This window comes from Paracidovorax cattleyae (genome assembly GCF_900104515.1).
Classification (GTDB): domain Bacteria; phylum Pseudomonadota; class Gammaproteobacteria; order Burkholderiales; family Burkholderiaceae_C; genus Paracidovorax; species Paracidovorax cattleyae.
Genome location: NZ_FNJL01000034.1, coordinates 20,859 through 39,551 on the forward strand (window position 1 = coordinate 20,859; position 18,693 = coordinate 39,551).

An 18,693-nucleotide genomic window follows, 5' to 3' on the forward strand; every position below is an offset into this window, starting at 1 on the left:
CCGCCACGCTCCCGCGTGGCGGCTTGGCTTCTGGCCGCTCCTGCCGCTCAGGCGCTGCGCAGTGCCAAGGCAGGCTCGACCATCGCTGCCGCCACCTCGGCATCGTTGGCTGCGGGCCGGCGCCGGCGCGCCCTGCGCACGTACTCCGGATGAAAGCAGCGCTCGCTGCCGTCCGGGAAGGCCACGGTGATCGATTCCGATGCGATCGCGCTCACCGTGCCTTCTCCGTAGCGTTTCACGCGCACCGGCATGCCGAGCTCGAACACGGTGCGGGGGGGGGCTGCGGCCAGCACCGCCAGCACGGCAGCGCCTGGAGGCGGAACGACGATGTCGGCCGCTGCCGATGGCTTGGCCGACAGCTTTTTACGGGCCGCAGCCGCCACGGCCGGCGAGCGGGTGGACGGCACGGCGGCGGGCGACGCGGACGACGCCGCGGCATTCGCGATGGCCTGTTGCGCGTCGAGCGCGGCGATTCGACGGCAGTTGTCGCAGGTGCCGCAGCGCTGCGTGTCGCGCGCATGGCCGAAATAGTCCAGCAGCACGTCCCAGCGGCAACTGCCGGTCTGCGCGTAGAACACCATGCGTTCGAGGCCGTCCTGGTCCTGAGTGCGTTTCTGGGCGTAGTCCTCGAGCAGGGCGATCAGTGCATTGTTGTCCATGCCCGCGCGGCGCAGCGCCAGGCGGCCGTCGGCCTTCTGCGTGACGATGCGCCGCCGCCGCAGCAGGCCCAGTGCCACCTGCAGCTTGGGGCGCGGCCGGTCGAGGGATTGCTGCAGCAGGTCCGGCGTCCAGCCCTCGTGCGCGCCGGGCGGGGGCGACTGCAGCGCGGCGTAGAGCGCGTTCAGGTCGTCGGGCGTCGGGTAGCGGCCCGCCAGGAAGAACTGCTGCACGGCCTTGTCCTTGCGCAGGAACAGCAGCGTGCATTCGGCCGGCTGCCCGTCCCGCCCGGCCCGGCCGGATTCCTGGTAGTAAGCGTCCAGCCCGCCGGGCATCTGGTAGTGCACCACGAAGCGCACGTCCTGCTTGTCGATGCCCAGGCCGAAAGCGTTGGTGGCCACCATCACTCGCAGGTCGCCCGCCATGAAGCGGTCCTGCGCCTCGCCGCGCTCCGCGGCAGGCATGCGTCCGTGGTAGAGGCCGGCGGATTCGCCCGCCCCGGCGAGCAAGGCATGCACCGCCTCGGCCGCCTTCACCGTGGCGGCATAGACGATGCCTGACCCTTCGGTGCCCTTCACGATGCGCAGCAGGCGGTCGCGTTTTTCCGCCTCGCTGGCCAGCTGCTCGGCGCGGTAGTGCAGGTTGGGCCGGAAGGTGCCGGTGTCCACCACGCCGGATGCCGGAATGCCCAGCTGGCGGCGGATGTCCTGCGCCACGGGCCCGGCTGCGGTGGCGGTGAGGGCCAGCACCGGGGGCCGGCCCATGCGGGGCAGGGCGTGCGCGATGTCCAGGAAGGCGGGGCGGAAGTCGTGGCCCCACTGGGAAATGCAGTGCGCCTCGTCCACCGCCAGCAGGCCGACGGCGCCGCCGGCTTCCAGCAGTGCCTGGAACTCCGCGTCGGCCAGCCGTTCCGGCGTGGTGAGGATGATACGCGCGCTGCCGTCCGCGACGGCGGCCTCCGCGGCGTGCGCTTCCTCGGCGTTCAGCGCGCTGTGCAGTTGCACCGCCGGCACGCCGCGCTCGCGCAGCGCCTCGCACTGGTCACGCATGAGTGCGATGAGCGGCGACACCACCACCGTGCGGCCCGCGATCAGCAGAGCCGGCAGCTGGTAGCACAGCGACTTGCCGGCACCCGTGGGCATGATGGCCAGCGTGTTCTCGCCGCGCAGCACGCGGGCGATCACGTCGCGCTGGCCCGCGCGCAGGGCGCGCAGGCCGAAGGATTGCTTCAGGGCCGCCTGGATGCGGGCCTGGCTGGGAGGCCGCGAAGCGGCGGCCTGGGTGGTGGAGGGCATGGAGGCGATCCGATCATTGCAGGGCCGGGCACCGGACGCCACGATGGCGTTCCGGCACGCGTCTATGCTCGGGCCCGGGTGCAGCGCCGTGCGTGGGACGCCGCTTACCGCCCGTGTCATCCGGGAGCGTGCGCTGGCGCCTGCGGGGACAGGGCGCCGCCCTGCAGCCGCAGGACGCGGGTGCCGATGGCCTGCGCGAGCGCGTCGTCGTGGGTGACCAGCAGCAGGATCGCGCCCGTCTCCTGCATCGCCCCGGTAAGCAGCGCCAGGGTGTGGCGCTGCGTGAGAGGATCGAGGCGCGAGGTGGGCTCGTCTGCGAAGAGCAGCGCGGGCCGGGCCAGCAGCGCGCGTGCGAGCGCGATGCGCTGCAGCTCGCCGCCCGACACCTCGCCGGGGCGCCGCAGCAGCAGCGCAGGGTCCAGCCCCAGGCGCTGCAGGTGCTCCTCCAGCGCTGCCCACGGTTGCGCGTGGCGGCGGACCACGTCGTGCAGGGCGGTGCCCAGGGCCAACTGCGGCGCGAAGGCGCCCGCGGGATCCTGGTAGAGCTTCTGCAGGGCGGTGGGTGCGAGCGATGGCGCGCGCCGCACGCGGCCCGAATCCGCGCGCACGAGGCCCAGCAGCACGTTGCCCAGCGTGCTCTTGCCCGATCCGCTGTCGCCCTGGACCACCGTGCGCTCGCCGCGGCGCAATTCCAGGTCCACGCCGCGGAACAGCGGGCGGGCCCCGAACCCCTTGCACAGGCCCGTGGCCTGCAGCACCGTATCGCCCCCGCGGGGCGCCTCGGGGCGTGGCCACGCGGACGGGTCCGCATCCAGCAACTGGCGGGTGAACGCATGCCCTGGCGCGGCCAGCACGTTCCGGGCGCGGCCGCTCTCTACGGCCCGGCCGCCCTGGAGCACCATCACCGCGCCGTCCAGCTGGCGGGCCAGGTCCAGGTCGTGCGTGATGACCACCGCACATCCGCCCTCCTGCAGCAGGGCCTGCAGGCCTTCGATGGCGTGCCGGCGCCACGCGGCGTCCAGGCCCTTGGTGGGCTCGTCGGCCAGCAGGATGCGCGCGCCGCCGGCGAGCGCGATCGCCGCAGCCGCGCGCTGCGCCATGCCTCCCGACAGCTGCCACGCATGCTGCCGGGCCGCGGCGCCCAGGCCGGCGGCCTGCAGTTGCGCATCGGCCACCGCCCGGGCACGGCCGGGCGCCAGGCCCCGTACCCGCGCATGCACTTCCGCCAGCTGCGGTGCGACGGGCATGATCGGGCTGAGCGCCTGTGCGGGCTCCTGGGGCAGCAGCGCGAGCGTGCGGCCCCAGAGGGGCCGGCGGGCGGTCCCGTCGGCGGCCCGGCTGGCGCGGCCTGCGATGGCGACGCTTCCGCTGGCGCGCAGGGAGGGCGGCAACTGGCCCATGACGGCCTGCGCCAGCAGCGACTTGCCCGCGCCGCTTTCGCCGACGAGGCACAGCGCCTCTCCGGGATGCAGCGTGAACGAGACGCCCTGCAGCAACGCAAGCCGCCCCGCATGCACGCCGATGTCGGCCACCTGCAGGAGTGCGGCTGCCGCGCTCATGCCGGCTCTCCCGGGCGCGCGACGAGCGCCATGCCCAGTACCAGCCAGACCAGCAGGCCCACGGGGGCCGCGATCAGCCAGGGCGCTTCCTCGTAATGCGGCAGCGCCTCGGTCATCATCAGGCCCAGCTCGGCGGTCGGCGGCTGGATGCCCACGCCGATGAAGCCCAGCGCCGCGAGCGCCAGCACGGCCTGGGCGGCGGTGAAAGGCAGCAGCGTGCCGAGCACGGGCGCGAGCGCCGGCAGCACGTGGCGGCGCAGCAGGTATGCCGGCCCGAAGCCGAGCAGCCGGGAGGCCTGCACCGCGTCGCTGGCCAGCACCGGCCGGCTCGCGGCGCGGCTGACGCGGAAATACTCCACCCACAGCGAGAGTGACAGTCCCAGGTAGAGCGCCCAGTGCTGCCCCGGCGCGAGCGTGGCGAAGAGCAGCACCAGCAGCAGGCCGGGCACCGCCAGCACGGCGTCGGCGAGCAGCACGAGCCAGCGCTCGGCCGCGCCGCCGCTCCAGCTGGCCGCCACGCCCAGCAGTACGCCCGCAAGGGCCGCGCTCGCCGATGCCGCCAGCGAAAGCCCCAGCGATAGCTGCGCAGCATGGGCGAGCCGGGCCACCGTGCTGCGGCCGAACAGGTCCGTGCCCAGCCAGTGCGCGCTGCCGGGCGGCAGGAGGCTGTCCGCGAGCGACTGCCGCGCGGGATCGATGCCCAACAGTGCGGGGCCGAGCGCTGCGAAGGCCGCGAGCAGGCCGAGGATCAGCAATCCCCAGCGGCGGCGCGTGCCGGACGGGGCCCGCACCCTGGCTTGCGCTGCGGGGTCGAAGGTCCCGGGTGGGGTCGCGGAGGATGGTGGCGGCGGCACGGCGGTCATGCACGGGCCTCGGGGGAGCGCCGGGGATCGATCGCCAGGCAGGCGCCGTCCACCAGCAGGTTGAACAGCACGAACAGCAGGCCCATGCACAGTGCGGAACCCTGGATCATTGGTACGTCGCGCCCGAAGACGGCATGCACCAGCGCATGTCCGATGCCGGGCCAGGCGAAGAGCGTTTCCACGACCACCGCCCCCTCCACCAGGAAAACGCCCTGCACGCCCAGGTAGGCCACGACCGGCAGCGCGGCCTGTGGCAGCCCGTGGCGCCACAGCGCCTGCCCGTCGGTGAGGCCCTTGGAGCGGGCGAATGCCAGCGATGGCGACGCCGCGGCCTGCCGCAGGGCGGCGCCGGCGACCCGCGCCAGCCCTGCCGCGAGCCCCAGGCCCAGCGTCAGCGCGGGCAGCAGCAGGCTGGACGCATGGTCGTCGCCCGCCACCGGAAGCATGCCCAGGTGCACGGCCATCGCCAGCATCAGCAGCACGGCGAGCAGGAACGGTGGCATGGCCCGCAGCAGCACCGCCATCGCGGCCACGGCGTGGTCGGTGCGGCCGCCCGGGTGCAGGCCCGACCAGATGCCGGCCGGCAGCCCCAGTGCCATGCCGATGAGCAGGGCCGCGAGCGACAGCTCGACCGTGGCGGCCAGCGGGTGGGTGACCTCGCGCCACACGGGGTCGCCGCTGACGTAGGACGTGCCCAGGTCCAGCCGGGCGATGTCGCCCCACCAGGCCAGCAGCGCCTGCCAGACCGGCCGGTCCAGGCCCAGTTCGCCGCGCACGGCCGCTGCCGCGGCGTTCGATACCAGGTCGTAGCCGTAGCGGCCTGCGGCGATGCGCGTGGCCATGTCGCCGGGCAGCGTGCGGGCCATCGCGAAGCACAGCGTGCCGACGATGAGCGCGAGCGCCACGGCCTGCAGTGCGCGGCGCAGCAGCATGCCGGCCCAGATGCGTTCGGCGGAAGGCGAGGTGGAAGAAGAGGTCACGGGAGACGGTCCGGTGGTCATGCGCGCCACTCCATCGCGGTGAGCCGGTAGGAGCGCTCCAGTGGGTCCAGCCGCACGGGGCCGAGGCGGCGGCTGACGGCCACCGTCTGCCGGTACCACGCGACCGGGATCACGGGCAGCTCGGCCTGCAGCGTCCGCACCACCTGTCGGCGCAGCGCCGCGGCGCGGTCGTCCGGGATGCCGCCGGCCTGCAGCGCGGCCAGGGCACCGGCGACGCGCGCGTCGGACCATCCCATGGCACCCCAGTCCCCGCCGCGAGGGCCGAAATCCTGCGCCAGCGTGCTGGTGGGATCGGGCGTGGTGGCGTAGTTGCGGGCGATCAGCGCGAGCTGCAGGCTGCCGTCGCGGTGGCCGAGCGGGATGTCGCCCGAGTTGCCCACGTCCACCCGCACGGCGATGCCGGCTTCGCGCCACTGGGCCTGCAATGCCGTGGCGATGAGCGGCAGCTCGGGCCGGTCGGGGAAGGTGCGCAGCGCGAGCCGCAGCGGCTGCCCCTGCGCGTCCCGCAGGCCGTCCGCACCGCGCCGCCAGCCCGCTTCGGCCAGCAGCCGCGCCGCGGCCTGGGGATCGCAGGCGAGCGGCTCCAGCCCCTGCGCGTGCCAGGCCCGCAGCGTGGGCGGAAAGAGCTGCGTGGCCGCGAGGCCGGGGTCGCGCAGCAGCGCGCGGGCGATGCCGGCGCGGTCGATGCACAGGCTCAGTGCCCGGCGCACGCGCGCATCGCGCAGGGCCGGCAGCCCGGCGTTGACCTTGATCGACACCGAGCGCGGGAGCGTCACCGATTCCACCCGGACCTCGCCGCCTGCTCCGGCGCGGCGGCGCAGTCGCACGGTGCTGGCCGGATCGAGCCCGTAGGCCAGGTCGGTCTGCCCGGCCTCGGCCATGAGGGCCCGTGTCTCGGCGCGCCCGGCGGAGAGGTAGGCCACGCGGTCGATGGCGGGGCGCGGGCCGCCGTGGCCGTCGAACGCTTCGGCCTCCACGCGCTGGGGCGCAGCGAGCGCGGTGATGCGGTAGGGCCCGCTGCCGACGATGGACCGCACCGCGCCGTCCGGGCCGTAGCTGGCGGGCGCGAGCACCAGCGTGCTGCTGTGCGCCAGCAGCGCGGGCAGGGCGGCATGTGGTGTGGACAGGCGCACGCGCACGGTGGACTCGCCCTCGGCCTCGACGGCCTGGATCGGGGCGCCGCTCAGCAGGGACGGCGGCCTGCGCGCGGCCTCCAGGCAGCGGACCACGGCCTCGGCGCGCACCGGCGTGCCGTCGTGGAAGCGCGCGCCCTGGCGCAGAACGAAGCGCCAGGCGAGGCCGTCGGCCGATGCGCCGAACCGTTCGGCCAGGCCGGGCAGCAGGGTTCCGTCGTCGTCGGCGTCCACCAGCGTCTCGGCGATCTGCAGGCGCGTGAACACATAGCCGCTGACCGCAGGGGCCAGCCCGGCGATCTCCCAGGGCCCGACGATCTGCAGGCGCGGGGGCTCGCCGGCGGCCCGGGCGCGCAGGGCCGGCGCCATGGCGCCCGCGGCGCCGGCCGCCAGCGCCCGCAGGGCGCCGCGGCGCGTGGCGCAGGATGGCGGAGGATGTTCCAGGGAAGGGTGCATGGGGTATGTCGGCCTCAGAACCGGGCCTGCAGGCCCACCGCCACGGTGCGGCCGCTGCCGGGTGTCACCCAGAGCCTGCTCACCGACGTGGCGTAGTAGGTCTTGTCGAACACGTTGTCCACGTCCAGCGTGAGCCGCACGGTGGGTGTGAGGCGCCAGTACGCGACGATTTTCGCCGTGGTGTAGGCGGGCAGCTCGAACGCGGGCGTACCGGCCTGGGCCTCGGACTGCGTGCGGGCTGCGCCCAGCCGCTTGCCCACGTGCGTGACGCCGCCGCCCACGCCGTAGCGCTGGCCGCTGGCGAGCGCATCCTCGTACACCGCCAGCAGGCTGCCGTTCACGCGCGGCACGTTGATGAGGCGGCCGCCGACCTCGAGCAGGTTGTCGCGCACCACGTCCACGTCGTTCAGCACCAGGCTCGCGTTCAGGCGCCAGTGCGTATCGAGCTGCCCGGCCAGGTCGAACTCCAGGCCGCGGCTGCGCACCTTGCCCGCCGTCACCTGGAAGCTGCTGTCCACCGGATCGGTGGTGAGCATGTTGCGCTTCGTGATGTCGAAGAATGCGGCCGTGGCGCCCAGGCGCTGGTCCGCGCTCTCCCATTTCACGCCGACTTCCAGCGCCCGGCCCTTCTCCGGCTCCAGCGCCAGGCCGCCCCGGCCCACGGCGGACGTGAAGCCGCTGTTCGGGCGGAAGGAGGTGCCTGCGTTGGCATACACCGTCCACTGCGCATCCGGCAGCCAGCTCACGCCCACGCGCGGGGAGACGGCCGTCGGGTCCTGCCCGTCGGCAGTGCCGGTGCGGTGGTTGTCGTAGGTCTGCCGGTAGCGGTCGAAGCGCGCGCCGGCCAGCACGCGCCACTGCGGCGCCAGCTGGATCGCGTCCTGCACGTAGAGCGCCGTGTTGCGCTGGCGTTCGGTGAAATCGGTGTTCGGGCCGGGCGTGGGCCGGGGCTGGCCGTACACCGGGCGGAAGATGTCGATCGCGTAGGGCGCAGCAGCCGTGGGGTTGATGCGCAGCATGCGCGCGTCCAGCGTGTAGCGGTAGGTCTCCACGCCCAGCAGCAGTTCGTGGGGCGTGCCGCCCCACTGCAGGTTGCCGATCAGCTCGCCCTGCAGGGACGTGTCGTCGGAAGAGAAATCGCGGTATCGGCGCTGGCGCCGCAGCGTGCCGTCGGCCAGCAGCGCCGAGGCCTCGGTGGAGAACCCGTCCAGCCCCGTGGTGCGGTAGGAGAGCGCGAAGCGGCTGCGCCACTGCGCGTTCCATTCGTGCAGCAGCGACAGCTGGTGGGTGGTGTTCTGCACCGTCACGTCGCCGTCGCCCGGCTCGCCCAGGAAGCGGCTGCGCGGCACGTCGCCGAGCCGGTTGCCGACGGCCACCACGCCCCGGTCCAGCGGTGCGCGGTGCCGCAGGTATTCGCCGCTGTAGTCCAGTACCGTGCCGCCGCCGAGCTTCCAGGTGAAGGCCGGGGCCACCACCTGGCGCTGCGCGCTGACGAAGTCGCGGAAGCTGTCCCGGTCTTCCACCGCCACGTTGAGCCGGTAGGCCAGGTTCTCGCCCAGCGGGCCGGTGCTGTCGAGCGCCGCGCGGCGGTAGGCGTGGCTGCCCGCATAGGCTTCCACCGCGTTGGCGGGCTTCCATTGCGGCCGCTTGGTAACGATGTTGAGGGTGCCGCCGGGCTCGCTGCTGCCGTAGAGCGCGGCGGCGGGGCCCTTCAGGAATTCGATGCGCTCCACGCCCGCCATGTCGCGCGGCGCATTGAAGCCCCGGTTGCCGGAAAAGCCGTTGAGCAGGGTGGCCGAGCCGGTGTTCTCGTTGCCAGGCAGGCCTCGGATGGCGACGTTGTCCCAGAGGCCGCCGAAATTGTTCTGGCGCGAGACACCGCCCACGTAGTCGAGCACGTCGTCCAGGCGCGTGGCCCCCAGATCGTCGATGGCCTGCCGGGTGATGACGCGCACCGACTGGGGCAGCTCGCGCAGCGGCAGGTCGGTCTTGGCGCCCGCGGCCTCCTGGGCCTGGTAGGTGCCGGAGTCGGTGCGGCCGACGACATCGACGGTGGAGAGCTGGGCATCGCCGGAAGGGGCCGGGGCGGGGCCGGATTGCGCGCGCGCGCCTCCGCCCAGGAGGGCCGCGGCCGCCACTGCGAGGGGCAGGGCATTGAAAGAGGGATGACGGAAAAGGGTCATGGAATCGATGGTGCAAAAAGTGGACCGCAGCCCATGCTGGCGCGCCGGGGCGCCGCGCGGCATCGGGCATCCGCGTGGGCGTGGAACCGCGGTCCTGGGGCAGTAAGCAGAAAGAAGAAGCCGGCGGGACAATGCCGCCCCGCACTCAGGCTGCTTCTGCGGCAGGCGCGGCCGCGATGGCCGTGCCTGCGGGGGGGCCGCGCGCCAGGAAGGGCTGCACGGTGCGGCGGCGTCCACGCGCTGCCTCGGTGGCGGTGGCGCCTGGTCCTTCAGGCCAGGGCTGCTGCGCCGGCTGCGGTGCGGTGGCCTGCAGGTGGGCGAAGGCCAGGCAGGCGGTGCATGCCCCGTGGGGCTGCGCCGTGCCTTCTTCGGACGGCGCTTCCGATTGGATGGAGGCGGATGGGCCGTCTTTCGCCGCTGCCACCGCGGCAGGCGCGGCGGCCTGCAGGGCCTGCCGCAGGTGTGCCGCCTCATGCCAGGACCAGCCCAGGCAGGCATTCAGCCACAGAGCCAGCAGCAGGAAGGGTGTGAAGCGGTGCGGTCGCATGGGGGGTTCCGGAGCGCGGAATGATAGCCGCGAGCCGGACTGTATGGCATGGCTCGGCCGCCGGGCCGGTGCCCGTTCGGACCCGGCCGTGTCAGGCGGGGGCCGCGACGCAGACCCGGTCGCGGCCGTCCTGCTTGGCTTGGTAGAGGGCCTTGTCGGCCCGCTCCAGAATCGATGCCAGCGGCTCGCCGCCGCCGTGGCAGAAAGCCAGGCCGATGCTCACCGTGATGTGGCCCACGCCGGGGAAGGGCGCATGGCCCACGGCGAGACGGATCTTCTCCGCCACGAGCCGGCCTTCCTCGCGGTCTCGGGGCTCGGGCATCAGCACGACGAATTCCTCGCCCCCGAACCGGGCGACGAAGTCCGTGGAGCGCATGCAGCCGGTGATGATGCCCGCCAGTTGCCGCAGCACGGAGTCGCCCGTCTGGTGGCCGTGCGTGTCGTTGACGCGCTTGAAGTGGTCCGCATCCACGATCATCAGCGCGAACCGCTGGCCGAGCTCGCGGCACCGCGCCACATGCGCCTGCAGCGCCTCGTCGAATCGGCGGCGGTTGTAGAGCCCGGTGAGCGGATCGCGCACCGCCAGGTTCTCGAGCTCCTGGTTGGCCTGGTGCAGGGCGAGCGTGCGTTCGCGGACCTGGTTCTCCAGCGAGGTGTTGAGGCGCGACAGCTCCTGCTCCCGCTCCAGCAGCGAGGCCGTCATGGACTGGAAGGAACGGTTGAGCTGCGCGACCTCGCGGGTGTCCGCGCCATCGGGATAGCGGGGCTCCCCTTCCCGGCGCTCGATGGCGCGCGCCGCGCGCGCCAGCAGTTCCAGCGGACGGCTGAACCGGGTCGCGAGCCGGTAGGCCACCAGACCGCACAGCAGGGCGGCGCCCAGCCCCAGCAGCGCGAGCTGCCGGCGCAGGGCGCGGGCCGGCGCCAGAGCCTCGTCCGCGGGCTGGCGCACGACGATGCGCCAGCCGAGGTCCGCGCCCGCCACGGGCGGCAGAGCCACCGTGCTGCTCAGGTATTCCGTGCCGTCGGCCCATTGCAGGCGCTCGTAGCGCGCGGACGGGACGGCCTGGTCCGGCAGCCGGGTCTGTCCTGCGAGCCGGAAGGGGTAGAGCACGTTGCCCGACCGGTCGGCGATGAGGACTTCGATACCGCGCCCCGCCGCGCGGTCCACGGCCACCGCTTCCACCGTCTCGGTCACCCAGTACCAATGCGCGTGCGCGCCGATCACGCCGCGCAGCGTGCCGTCGGCATCGACGATGGGCGCGGCGAAGTCGATGAAGCGCAGCGGCTGGTCCAGGCGCCGTTCCGGCAGGCGCTTGGCCAGCAGCACGGCGTCGTGCACGTCGCCCACGAAGACATGGGTGCGGGCCTCGCGGAACCAGGGGCGCTGGTCCACCTTCTCTCCGACGAGGATGCCGCCCGTGGCCTGGAGCACCTGGCCTTCAGGGGAAGTGACGCCGATCCAGGCGTATTCGCTGTGCGCGTCCTTGCGCTGGTCGAGCGCGCGGCGCATGGCGTCGCCGCCCAGGTCACCCTGGGTGAACAGCGGCAGCTTGCGCAGCAGGTCGATCTCGAGCGCGCGCTCGCGCAGGTTGGTGGCGAGCAGGTCGGTGGCGGAGCGGGCCGTGGTGTGCAGCAGGTCCCCCGCGAAGCGCACGAGATCCTTCATGGCGATGCTGCCCAGGTAGAGGCCCACGCTCAGCACGCTCGCGAGCGTCAGCGCCCCGAACCAGAGGGTGAGTTGTCCCCGCAGGCTGGGGGGGCGGATGGGCAGGGCGATCGGAAGCATGGCGCATTGTCGGTCCGCCCGGCAGGGGGGGCCGGCGGCGGCCGTGCGGAATTTCCGGAAGACGCGCATTCACTACAATGCCGCCCCTTTTCGGCCCGCGCGAACCCACCCCATGCCCATCATCGTCAACGAAGAACTCAAGGCCTACATCGACCCGCTCACCCCCGAGGAGCATGCCGCCCTGGAGCGCAGCCTGCTCGCCGAAGGCTGCCGCGATGCGCTCGTGCTCTGGGGCGACGTGCTCGTGGATGGCCACAACCGCTATGGCATCTGCCAGAAGCACGGTCTGCCGTTCAACACCGTCCAGCATCCGCACTTCCGCTCCATGGAGGACGTGCATCTCTGGATGATCGACCAGCACCTGGGCCGGCGCAGCGTCTCGGACTTTCAGCGCGGCGTGCTGGCGCTGCGCAAGCGGGAGATCCTGGCGCAGCGCGTGGCGGCCACCGCCCCCCAGGCCTCCGAGGCCGCAGGGCCCGCGGACGGCTCCGCGCCGTGGGACGGGCCGGCCGATGCCGCGGTCGCGGCGCCGCAGGACACCGTTGCGGCCGTGCCGCTGAAGAGCCGCGAGGCCATCGCCCGCGCGGCACGGCTGAGCAGCAGCCAGGTCGTGATGATCGAAAAGATCCAGAAGCAGGCGGCGCCCGAACTGGTGGCCGCCGTGCGCTCGGGCGCCATCTCCATCAACACCGCGGCGGCCGTGGCCACCCTGCCGGAAGAAGAGCAGCGCGCCGCGGCGGTGGCCGGCAAGGATGAGCTGCGCCATGCCGCGAAGCGCGCGCGCGACGCACGCCGCAAGCCCCGTGCGCACATTCCGCAGGATGGATCGGCACCCGGGGCGGATGCCGGTGAGGGCGAGGCTGCCCAGGCCTCGTCCCCGGCGCACGACGACATCGAGGCACTGCGCCGCCGCGTGGCCGGGCTGGAAGCCGAGAACGAGGCCCTGCGCCAGGAGGTGGCCCGGCTGCGGGCCAGGGCAGGAACGTAAGGCGCCACGCGGGACGGCTGCTCCTTCTTTTGCAGGATATGGCCTACGTGCGCTACGGTGCCCTCGCCCTATGATCCAGGGCTTCCCGTCCTGCACCGCCATGCCCTCCCAACCCATTCCAAACGAAAAAATCCGCCACAGCATGCCGCTCCGGATGCTGGTGGGCTTCGTGCTGGCGGCGCTGGCCACCACCGTCATCGCCGTCTTCACCTACCAGTCCCAGCAGGACCGCGGCGAGTCGGTGCGGCGCATCAACGCGGCCGTCGAGTCGATCGTGCAGATCCAGTACGTGCTGTCGATCCTGAAGGACGCCGAAACCGGACAGCGCGGCTACCTGCTGGCCGGCGAACTCCGCTACCTCGGTCCCTACGAGACCGCGGAAGCCTCGCTCACGACCGAACTGGAGCGGCTGCGCGGACTGGTGGGCGATTCGCCACGGCAGCTGCGCCGCTACGAGCAGCTCGCCCCGCTCGCGCGCCAGAAGATGTCCGAGCTGCACGAGACCATCCAGCTGCGCCTGTCCGGCCAGGCGGAGGCGGCGCTGGCCGTGGTGCGCACGGACCGCGGCCGCGCCACCATGGACGCCATCCGCTCGCTGGTGCGCGAGATGATCACCGCCGAGCGCGAAGAGCTGGAAGAGCGCCGCGCGATGTGGGAAGACTCGGCGCGCTTCGCTGCGTACTTTACCTGGGGCAGCTCGCTGCTGCTGCTGGTGTTCATCCTCGGCGTGGCCGGCATGACGGCCGCGGACCATCGTGCCAAGGCCCGCGAGGCCTGGGTGCGCAGCGGCCTGATGGGCCTGTCCGACGAGATCCGTGGCGACCTGCGGCTGGACGAGCTCGGCCCGCGCGTGCTGGCCTACCTGGCGCGCCGGCTGGGCGCGCGCGTGGGCGCAGCCTATGTCTCGGACGGGCACGGCGCCTTCCGCCGCTTCGGTGCGTATGCGCTCTCCGGCACCGGCCCCGAGCGCATCGCCGCGGGCGAGGGCCTGGTGGGCCAGGTCGCCCAGTCGCTGCAGCCGATGCATGCCCGGCACGTGCCCGCGGCGCACCTGGAGGTGCAGTCCGGCGTGGGGCACAGCACTCCCGCGGAACTCGTGGTGCTGCCGGCCGTGCACAACGGCGTGGTGCAGGCCGTCATCGAACTGGGCTTCTTCCGGCCCGTGCAGCCCATCGACATGGACATGCTGTCGCGCGCCTCCGAGCAGCTCGCCGTCGCCGTGCGCTCGGCCATCGACCGATCGCAGCTCGAGACGCTGCTGGACGAGACGCAGCGCCAGGCGGAAGAGCTGCAGGCCCAGCAGGAAGAGCTGCGCGTGAGCAACGAGGAGCTGGAGCAGCAGAGTCGCGTCCTGCAGGAGTCGCAGGCGCAGATGGAGGCCCAGCAGACCGAGCTCGAGCAGAGCAACGCCCAGCTGGAGGAGCAGACCCAGCAGCTGGAATACCAGAAGCAGCAGCTGCTGCGCGCGCAGGACGCGCTCTCCGACAAGGCCCGCGACCTGGAGCAGGCGAGCCAGTACAAGAGCGAATTCCTCGCCAACATGAGCCACGAGCTGCGCACGCCGCTCAACTCCAGCCTGATTCTGGCCAAGCTGCTGGCCGACAACAAGGGTGGCAACCTCACCGAGGAGCAGGTGCGCTACGCCGAGACCATCCACGGCGCCGGCAACGACCTGCTCACGCTCATCAACGACATCCTCGACCTCGCCAAGATCGAGGCCGGCCAGGCCACGGTGGAGATCGAGGCCGTGAACGTGGCGCGCGCCGTGCAGTCCATCGTGGAGCCCCTGCGGCCGTTGGCCCGCGAGAAGAACCTGGCGTTCAGCGCGGTCGTCGAGCCCGGCGTTCCGGACGTGCTGCGCACCGATGCCCAGCGACTGGGCCAGATCCTGAAGAACCTGCTCTCCAATGCGATCAAGTTCACCGAGCGAGGCGAGGTCGCGCTGCGCGTGGCGGCCCGGCCCGACGGCCGGATGGCGTTCTCGGTGCGCGACACGGGCATCGGCATTCCCGACCACCAGCAGAAGCTGATCTTCGAGGCGTTCCGCCAGGCCGATGGCAGCACCCACCGCAAGTACGGTGGAACGGGGCTGGGGCTGTCGATCTCGCGCGACCTTGCCCAGCTGCTGGGCGGCAGCATCTCGGTGCAGAGCACGTCCGGCCAGGGCAGCGTGTTCACGCTGGTGCTGCCGCTGCAGGCCCCCGAAGGTCCCCAGGCCATCAACCAGGCCGCCTTCCAGGCCCCGGCCCCCGCGCCGCAGCGCGCGGTGGCCACGGCCAGCGCCACGCCGGCCTCCGCCCTGGCGGCGGAGGTGGCCGAGCAGCCGGCCCTCGCCCCCATGCCGGCCCCGCCGCGGCGGCCGGCATCGGCGGTGGCCGACGACCGCGACGCGCTGCAGGCCGGCAAGCGCACCATCCTGGTGGTGGAGGACGACACGCGCTTCGCGCGCATCCTCTACGACCTGGCCCACGAGATGGGCTTCCAGTGCATCGTCACGCACAGCGGCGGCGAAGGCCTCGCGGCCGCCGGCGACTACATGCCCAGCGCCGTGGTGCTGGACATGAACCTGCCCGATTTCTCCGGGCTGGGCGTGCTCGACCAGCTCAAGCGCAATCCCGCGACCCGGCACATTCCGGTGCACGTCGTGTCGGTGGCCGACTATTCGCAGGAGGCCCTGGGCCTGGGCGCCATGGGCTACGCGCTCAAGCCCGTCAAGCGCGACGAGCTCGTGCAGGCGCTGCAGCGCATGGAAGCCAAGTTCACCCAGGCGCTGCGCCGCGTGCTGGTGGTGGAGGACGACGACCGCCAGCGCGAAAGCATGCGCCACCTGCTGGCCAACGGCGACGTGGAGATCGTCGGCGCGGAAACCGCGCAGCGCGCGCTGCAACTGCTGCGCGAGAGCACCTTCGACTGCATGGTCATGGACCTGAACCTGCCGGACCTGAGCGGCTACGAGCTGCTCGAGCAGATGGCCGGGCAGGAGGAGGTCGCCTTCCCGCCGGTGATCGTCTATACCGGCCGGTCGCTCTCGCGCGACGAGGAGCAGCGGCTGCGGCGCTTTTCCAAGTCCATCATCATCAAGGATGCGCGCTCGCCCGAGCGCCTGCTCGACGAGGTCACCCTGTTCCTGCACCAGGTGGAGTCCAGCCTGCCTGCGGAGCGGCAGCAGATGCTGCGGCTGGCGCGCGACCGCGAAGCGACCTTCGAGGGCCGCAGCATCCTGGTGGTGGAGGACGACGTGCGCAACATCTTCGCGCTCTCCAGCGTGCTCGAGCCGACCGGCGCGAAGGTGCAGATCGCGCGCAACGGCCGGGAGGCGCTGGAGGCCCTGGAGCGCTCCCAGTCCGGCGATGCGCCCCAGGTGGACCTGGTGCTCATGGACATCATGATGCCCGAGATGGACGGCTTCACCGCCATGCGCGAGATCCGCAAGCGCCAGGAGTGGCGGCGCCTTCCCATCATCGCCCTCACGGCCAAGGCCATGAAGGACGACCAGGAGAAATGCCTCGCGGCCGGCGCCAACGACTACATCGCCAAGCCGCTGGACGTCGAGAAACTGCTCTCCCTGGTGCGCGTGTGGATGCCCAAGTGAACCCCGAAGACGAAGCCCGGGCGGCGCTGCGGCGCAAGACCTTCGATATCGAGCAGCACCTGCTCGTGGAGGCCATCTACCGCCGCTACCACTACGACTTCCGCGGCTACGCGCAGGCATCGCTCAAGCGCCGCCTGCAGTCGGCGCTCACGCGTTTTTCCTGCCGCACGCTCTCGCAGCTGCAGGACCTGGTGCTGCACGACCCGGAAGTGTTCCCGGCCATGCTCGAATACCTCACCGTCCAGGTGAGCGAGATGTTCCGCGATCCCACCTATTTCCGTGCGCTGCGCGAGACGGTGGTGCCGGTGCTGCGCACCTACCCCTCGCTCAAGATCTGGGTGGCCGGCTGCAGCACGGGGGAAGAGGTGTACTCGCTCGCCATCCTGCTGCGCGAGGAGGGGCTGCTGGAGCGCACGCTGATCTACGCCACCGACATCAACGCCAATGCCCTGCAGAAGGCCGAGGCCGGCGTGTACGCGATCGACCGCGTGCCCTCGTTCACCGAAAACCATGCCCGGTCCGGCGGCAAGGGATCGCTGTCGGAGCACTACACGGCCGCCTACGGCCGCGTGGTGTTCGACAAGAGCCTGCGCCGGCACATCGTGTTCTCCGACCACAGCCTGGCGACCGACAGCGTGTTCGCCGAGGTGCAGCTGGTCTCCTGCCGCAACGTGCTCATCTACTTCGACCGCGAACTGCAGGACCGGGCACTGGGCCTCTTCAGCGAAGCGCTCTGCCGCAAGGGCTTCCTGGGCCTGGGTTCCAAGGAGTCGCTGCGCTTTTCGTCGCACGCGCAGTCCTTCGACGAGCTGGTCGCTCCCGAGCGCATCTACCAGAAGCGGGGGGGCGCATGATCCGTCCCACCGTCGCCCCGCAGGTGCCCGCCCGGCCGTTCGAGGCCATCGTCATCGGCGGCTCCGCCGGCAGCATCGAGGCGCTGTCCGTGCTGTTGCCGGCCCTGGGCCCGGCGCAGCGCATGGCCGTGTTCGTGGCACTGCACCTGCCCCGCGACCGGCGCAGCCTGCTGTGCGAGATCTTCCAGCCGCGCAGCGCGCTGACGCTGCGCGAGGCACAGGACAAGGAGCCGGTGGAAGCAGGCACCGTCTATTTCGCGCCGCCCGACTACCACCTGCTCATCGACGCGGGGCCGTCGCTGGCCCTCTCCGTCGATGAGCCCGTGCATTTCTCGCGTCCGTCGATCGACGTTCTTTTCGAGACCGCCGCGGACGCCTATGCCGGGCGGCTGCTGGCCATCCTGCTCTCCGGCGCCAACCACGACGGTGCCCAGGGCATCGCGGCCGTGCAGGCCGCGGGCGGCACGACCATCGTGCAAGATCCCGAAAGCGCTCCCATGACTTCCATGCCCGAGGCGGCGCTGCAGCTGTGTACGCCCGCCCACGTCCTTTCGCCGCAGCGCATCGCCGACTGGCTGGCCGCGCTGCCACCGGGGAGCCGCGCATGATCGCGCCGCCGCGCATGCCCCCCGCCGCGCCCGTGCCACAGCGCCACGCCGTTCCGGTGAAGTGCCTGCTGGTGGACGACGTGCCGGAGAACCTGATCGCGCTCGAGGCGCTGCTGCGCCGCGACGACGTGCACATCCTGAAGGCGGCCTCGGGCCCCGAGGCGCTGGAGCTGCTGCTGGCCCACACCGACGTGGCGCTGGCGATGCTCGACGTGCAGATGCCCGAGATGAACGGCTTCGAACTGGCCGAGCTCATCCGGGGCAGCGAGCGCACCCGCCACATTCCCCTCATCTTCATGACCGCGGGCTCGCGCGACCAGAACTGGCAGTTCAAGGGCTACGAGAATGGCGCCGTCGATTTCCTCTACAAGCCCATCGACCCGCACATGCTGGTCAACAAGGCCAACGTGTTCTTCGAGCTGCACCGGCAGAAGGTGGCGCTGGCCTGCGAGCTGCAGGACCGCACCCAAGCGCTGAAGCTCAGCGAGATGTTCATGGCCGTGCTCAGCCACGACCTGCGCGGCCCGCTGAGCGCCATCCTCGCCAGCGCCGCCGTGCTGCGCAAGACGCAGGAGCCCGACAAGGTGCTGGCGATGGCCGACAAGGTGCAGACCAGCGCGCAGCGCATGGGCCGCATGATCGAGGACCTGCTGGACGTGACGCGCGTGCGCCAGTTCGGCGGACTGCCGGTGCGGGCGGCGCCGGCCGACCTGGGCGAGCTCGTGCAGCGCACGGCCGCCGAGTGGCGCACCAGCCATCCCGAGCGCGTGATCGAGGTGGTGCAGGAGGGCGACCTCGGCGGCGAGTGGGATGCCGAGCGGCTGTGCCAGGTCGTGTCCAACCTGCTGGGCAATGCCATCCACCACGGCGACCCGCAGCAGCCCGTCCAGGCCGCGCTGGACGGCAGTGCGGCGCACAGCGTCGTGATGACGGTCCGCAACGGCGGGGAGATTCCCCAGGCGCTGATCCCGCAGCTCTTCGATCCTTTCCGCGGGCGAGAGCGCGAGCCCGGCCGCCACCAGGGGCTGGGGCTGGGTCTCTACATCGTCCACCAGATCGTGGAGGGGCACCGGGGCACGATCAGCGTGTGCTCGCACGAGGGGCGCACCGTGTTCCGAGTCGAGCTGCCGCGCGAGGCGCCGCCCTGCACATTGTCTGGACAGGACTGAAG

The 18,693-nt window shown here is 72.3% G+C and carries 13 protein-coding genes; 5 read left to right on the top strand and 8 right to left on the bottom strand.

Annotated features, from left to right (window positions below; translation table 11 throughout):
- Window positions 1-47 precede the first annotated feature (47 nt).
- The 8 genes from BLR05_RS21620 to BLR05_RS21655 form a co-directional block, all read right to left on the bottom strand.
- The gene (locus tag BLR05_RS21620; protein WP_092838746.1) at window positions 48-1,952 is read right to left on the bottom strand and encodes a RecQ family ATP-dependent DNA helicase; all 1,905 of its coding nucleotides are present in this window, start codon (window positions 1,950-1,952) and stop codon (window positions 48-50) included.
- A gap of 116 nt (window positions 1,953-2,068) precedes the next feature.
- Window positions 2,069-3,511, bottom strand: coding sequence for an ABC transporter ATP-binding protein (locus BLR05_RS21625; RefSeq protein WP_092838749.1), 1,443 nt, complete (start codon window positions 3,509-3,511; stop codon window positions 2,069-2,071).
- A complete protein-coding gene (locus tag BLR05_RS21630) occupies window positions 3,508-4,374 on the bottom strand; it encodes an ABC transporter permease (RefSeq protein ID WP_092838752.1) in 867 nt (288 codons plus the stop codon). Before BLR05_RS21630 ends, BLR05_RS21625 begins: the two co-directional genes overlap by 4 nt.
- Complete coding sequence (locus BLR05_RS21635) at window positions 4,371-5,375, bottom strand: ABC transporter permease (RefSeq protein WP_092838831.1); 1,005 nt, start codon at window positions 5,373-5,375, stop codon at window positions 4,371-4,373. The genes BLR05_RS21630 and BLR05_RS21635 overlap by 4 nt, the downstream gene beginning before the upstream one ends.
- Entirely contained in the window at window positions 5,372-6,964 is a 1,593-nt protein-coding gene (locus BLR05_RS21640) for an ABC transporter substrate-binding protein (RefSeq protein ID WP_167361319.1), read from the bottom strand. The genes BLR05_RS21635 and BLR05_RS21640 overlap by 4 nt, the downstream gene beginning before the upstream one ends.
- 14 nt (window positions 6,965-6,978) lie before the next feature.
- Window positions 6,979-9,147, bottom strand: coding sequence for a TonB-dependent siderophore receptor (locus BLR05_RS21645; RefSeq protein WP_092838837.1), 2,169 nt, complete (start codon window positions 9,145-9,147; stop codon window positions 6,979-6,981).
- A 145-nt stretch (window positions 9,148-9,292) separates the two neighbouring features.
- Window positions 9,293-9,694, bottom strand: coding sequence for a hypothetical protein (locus tag BLR05_RS21650; RefSeq protein ID WP_092838755.1), 402 nt, complete (start codon window positions 9,692-9,694; stop codon window positions 9,293-9,295).
- Window positions 9,695-9,785: 91 nt separating this feature from the next.
- Window positions 9,786-11,480 carry a sensor domain-containing diguanylate cyclase gene (locus BLR05_RS21655; RefSeq protein WP_092838758.1) on the bottom strand — a complete coding sequence of 565 codons (1,695 nt, stop codon included), beginning with the start codon at window positions 11,478-11,480 and terminating at the stop codon, window positions 9,786-9,788.
- Between the two features lie 112 nt (window positions 11,481-11,592).
- Between BLR05_RS21655 and BLR05_RS21660 the strand changes: the two genes are divergently transcribed.
- From BLR05_RS21660 to BLR05_RS21680, 5 genes are all read left to right on the top strand, one after another.
- Window positions 11,593-12,468 carry a plasmid replication/partition related protein gene (locus BLR05_RS21660; RefSeq protein ID WP_092838760.1) on the top strand — a complete coding sequence of 292 codons (876 nt, stop codon included), beginning with the start codon at window positions 11,593-11,595 and terminating at the stop codon, window positions 12,466-12,468.
- Between the two features lie 100 nt (window positions 12,469-12,568).
- Window positions 12,569-16,060, top strand: coding sequence for a response regulator (locus BLR05_RS21665; RefSeq protein WP_208606051.1), 3,492 nt, complete (start codon window positions 12,569-12,571; stop codon window positions 16,058-16,060).
- Complete coding sequence (locus tag BLR05_RS21670) at window positions 16,045-16,914, top strand: CheR family methyltransferase (RefSeq protein ID WP_377777272.1); 870 nt, start codon at window positions 16,045-16,047, stop codon at window positions 16,912-16,914. The genes BLR05_RS21665 and BLR05_RS21670 overlap by 16 nt, the downstream gene beginning before the upstream one ends.
- A complete protein-coding gene (locus BLR05_RS21675; RefSeq protein ID WP_092838769.1) occupies window positions 16,911-17,522 on the top strand; it encodes a chemotaxis protein CheB in 612 nt (203 codons plus the stop codon). Before BLR05_RS21670 ends, BLR05_RS21675 begins: the two co-directional genes overlap by 4 nt.
- Window positions 17,519-18,691, top strand: a complete 1,173-nt coding sequence (locus tag BLR05_RS21680) for a hybrid sensor histidine kinase/response regulator (RefSeq protein WP_092838771.1) — start codon at window positions 17,519-17,521, stop codon at window positions 18,689-18,691. Before BLR05_RS21675 ends, BLR05_RS21680 begins: the two co-directional genes overlap by 4 nt.
- The last annotated feature ends 2 nt before the right edge of the window (window positions 18,692-18,693 follow it).

Excerpts from the sequence above, each read along its gene's own strand:
- BLR05_RS21630 (WP_092838752.1), bottom strand. The coding sequence starts at position 4,374 with ATGACCGCCGTGCCGCCGCCACCATCCTCCGCGACCCCACCCGGGACC.
- BLR05_RS21680 (WP_092838771.1), top strand. The coding sequence starts at position 17,519 with ATGATCGCGCCGCCGCGCATGCCCCCCGCCGCGCCCGTGCCACAGCGC.
- BLR05_RS21665 (WP_208606051.1), top strand. The coding sequence starts at position 12,569 with ATGCCCTCCCAACCCATTCCAAACGAAAAAATCCGCCACAGCATGCCG.
- BLR05_RS21650 (WP_092838755.1), bottom strand. The coding sequence starts at position 9,694 with ATGCGACCGCACCGCTTCACACCCTTCCTGCTGCTGGCTCTGTGGCTG.
- BLR05_RS21620 (WP_092838746.1), bottom strand. The coding sequence starts at position 1,952 with ATGCCCTCCACCACCCAGGCCGCCGCTTCGCGGCCTCCCAGCCAGGCC.
- BLR05_RS21635 (WP_092838831.1), bottom strand. The coding sequence starts at position 5,375 with ATGACCACCGGACCGTCTCCCGTGACCTCTTCTTCCACCTCGCCTTCC.
- BLR05_RS21655 (WP_092838758.1), bottom strand. The coding sequence starts at position 11,480 with ATGCTTCCGATCGCCCTGCCCATCCGCCCCCCCAGCCTGCGGGGACAA.
- BLR05_RS21675 (WP_092838769.1), top strand. The coding sequence starts at position 16,911 with ATGATCCGTCCCACCGTCGCCCCGCAGGTGCCCGCCCGGCCGTTCGAG.
- BLR05_RS21640 (WP_167361319.1), bottom strand. The coding sequence starts at position 6,964 with ATGCACCCTTCCCTGGAACATCCTCCGCCATCCTGCGCCACGCGCCGC.
- BLR05_RS21645 (WP_092838837.1), bottom strand. The coding sequence starts at position 9,147 with ATGACCCTTTTCCGTCATCCCTCTTTCAATGCCCTGCCCCTCGCAGTG.
- BLR05_RS21660 (WP_092838760.1), top strand. The coding sequence starts at position 11,593 with ATGCCCATCATCGTCAACGAAGAACTCAAGGCCTACATCGACCCGCTC.
- BLR05_RS21625 (WP_092838749.1), bottom strand. The coding sequence starts at position 3,511 with ATGAGCGCGGCAGCCGCACTCCTGCAGGTGGCCGACATCGGCGTGCAT.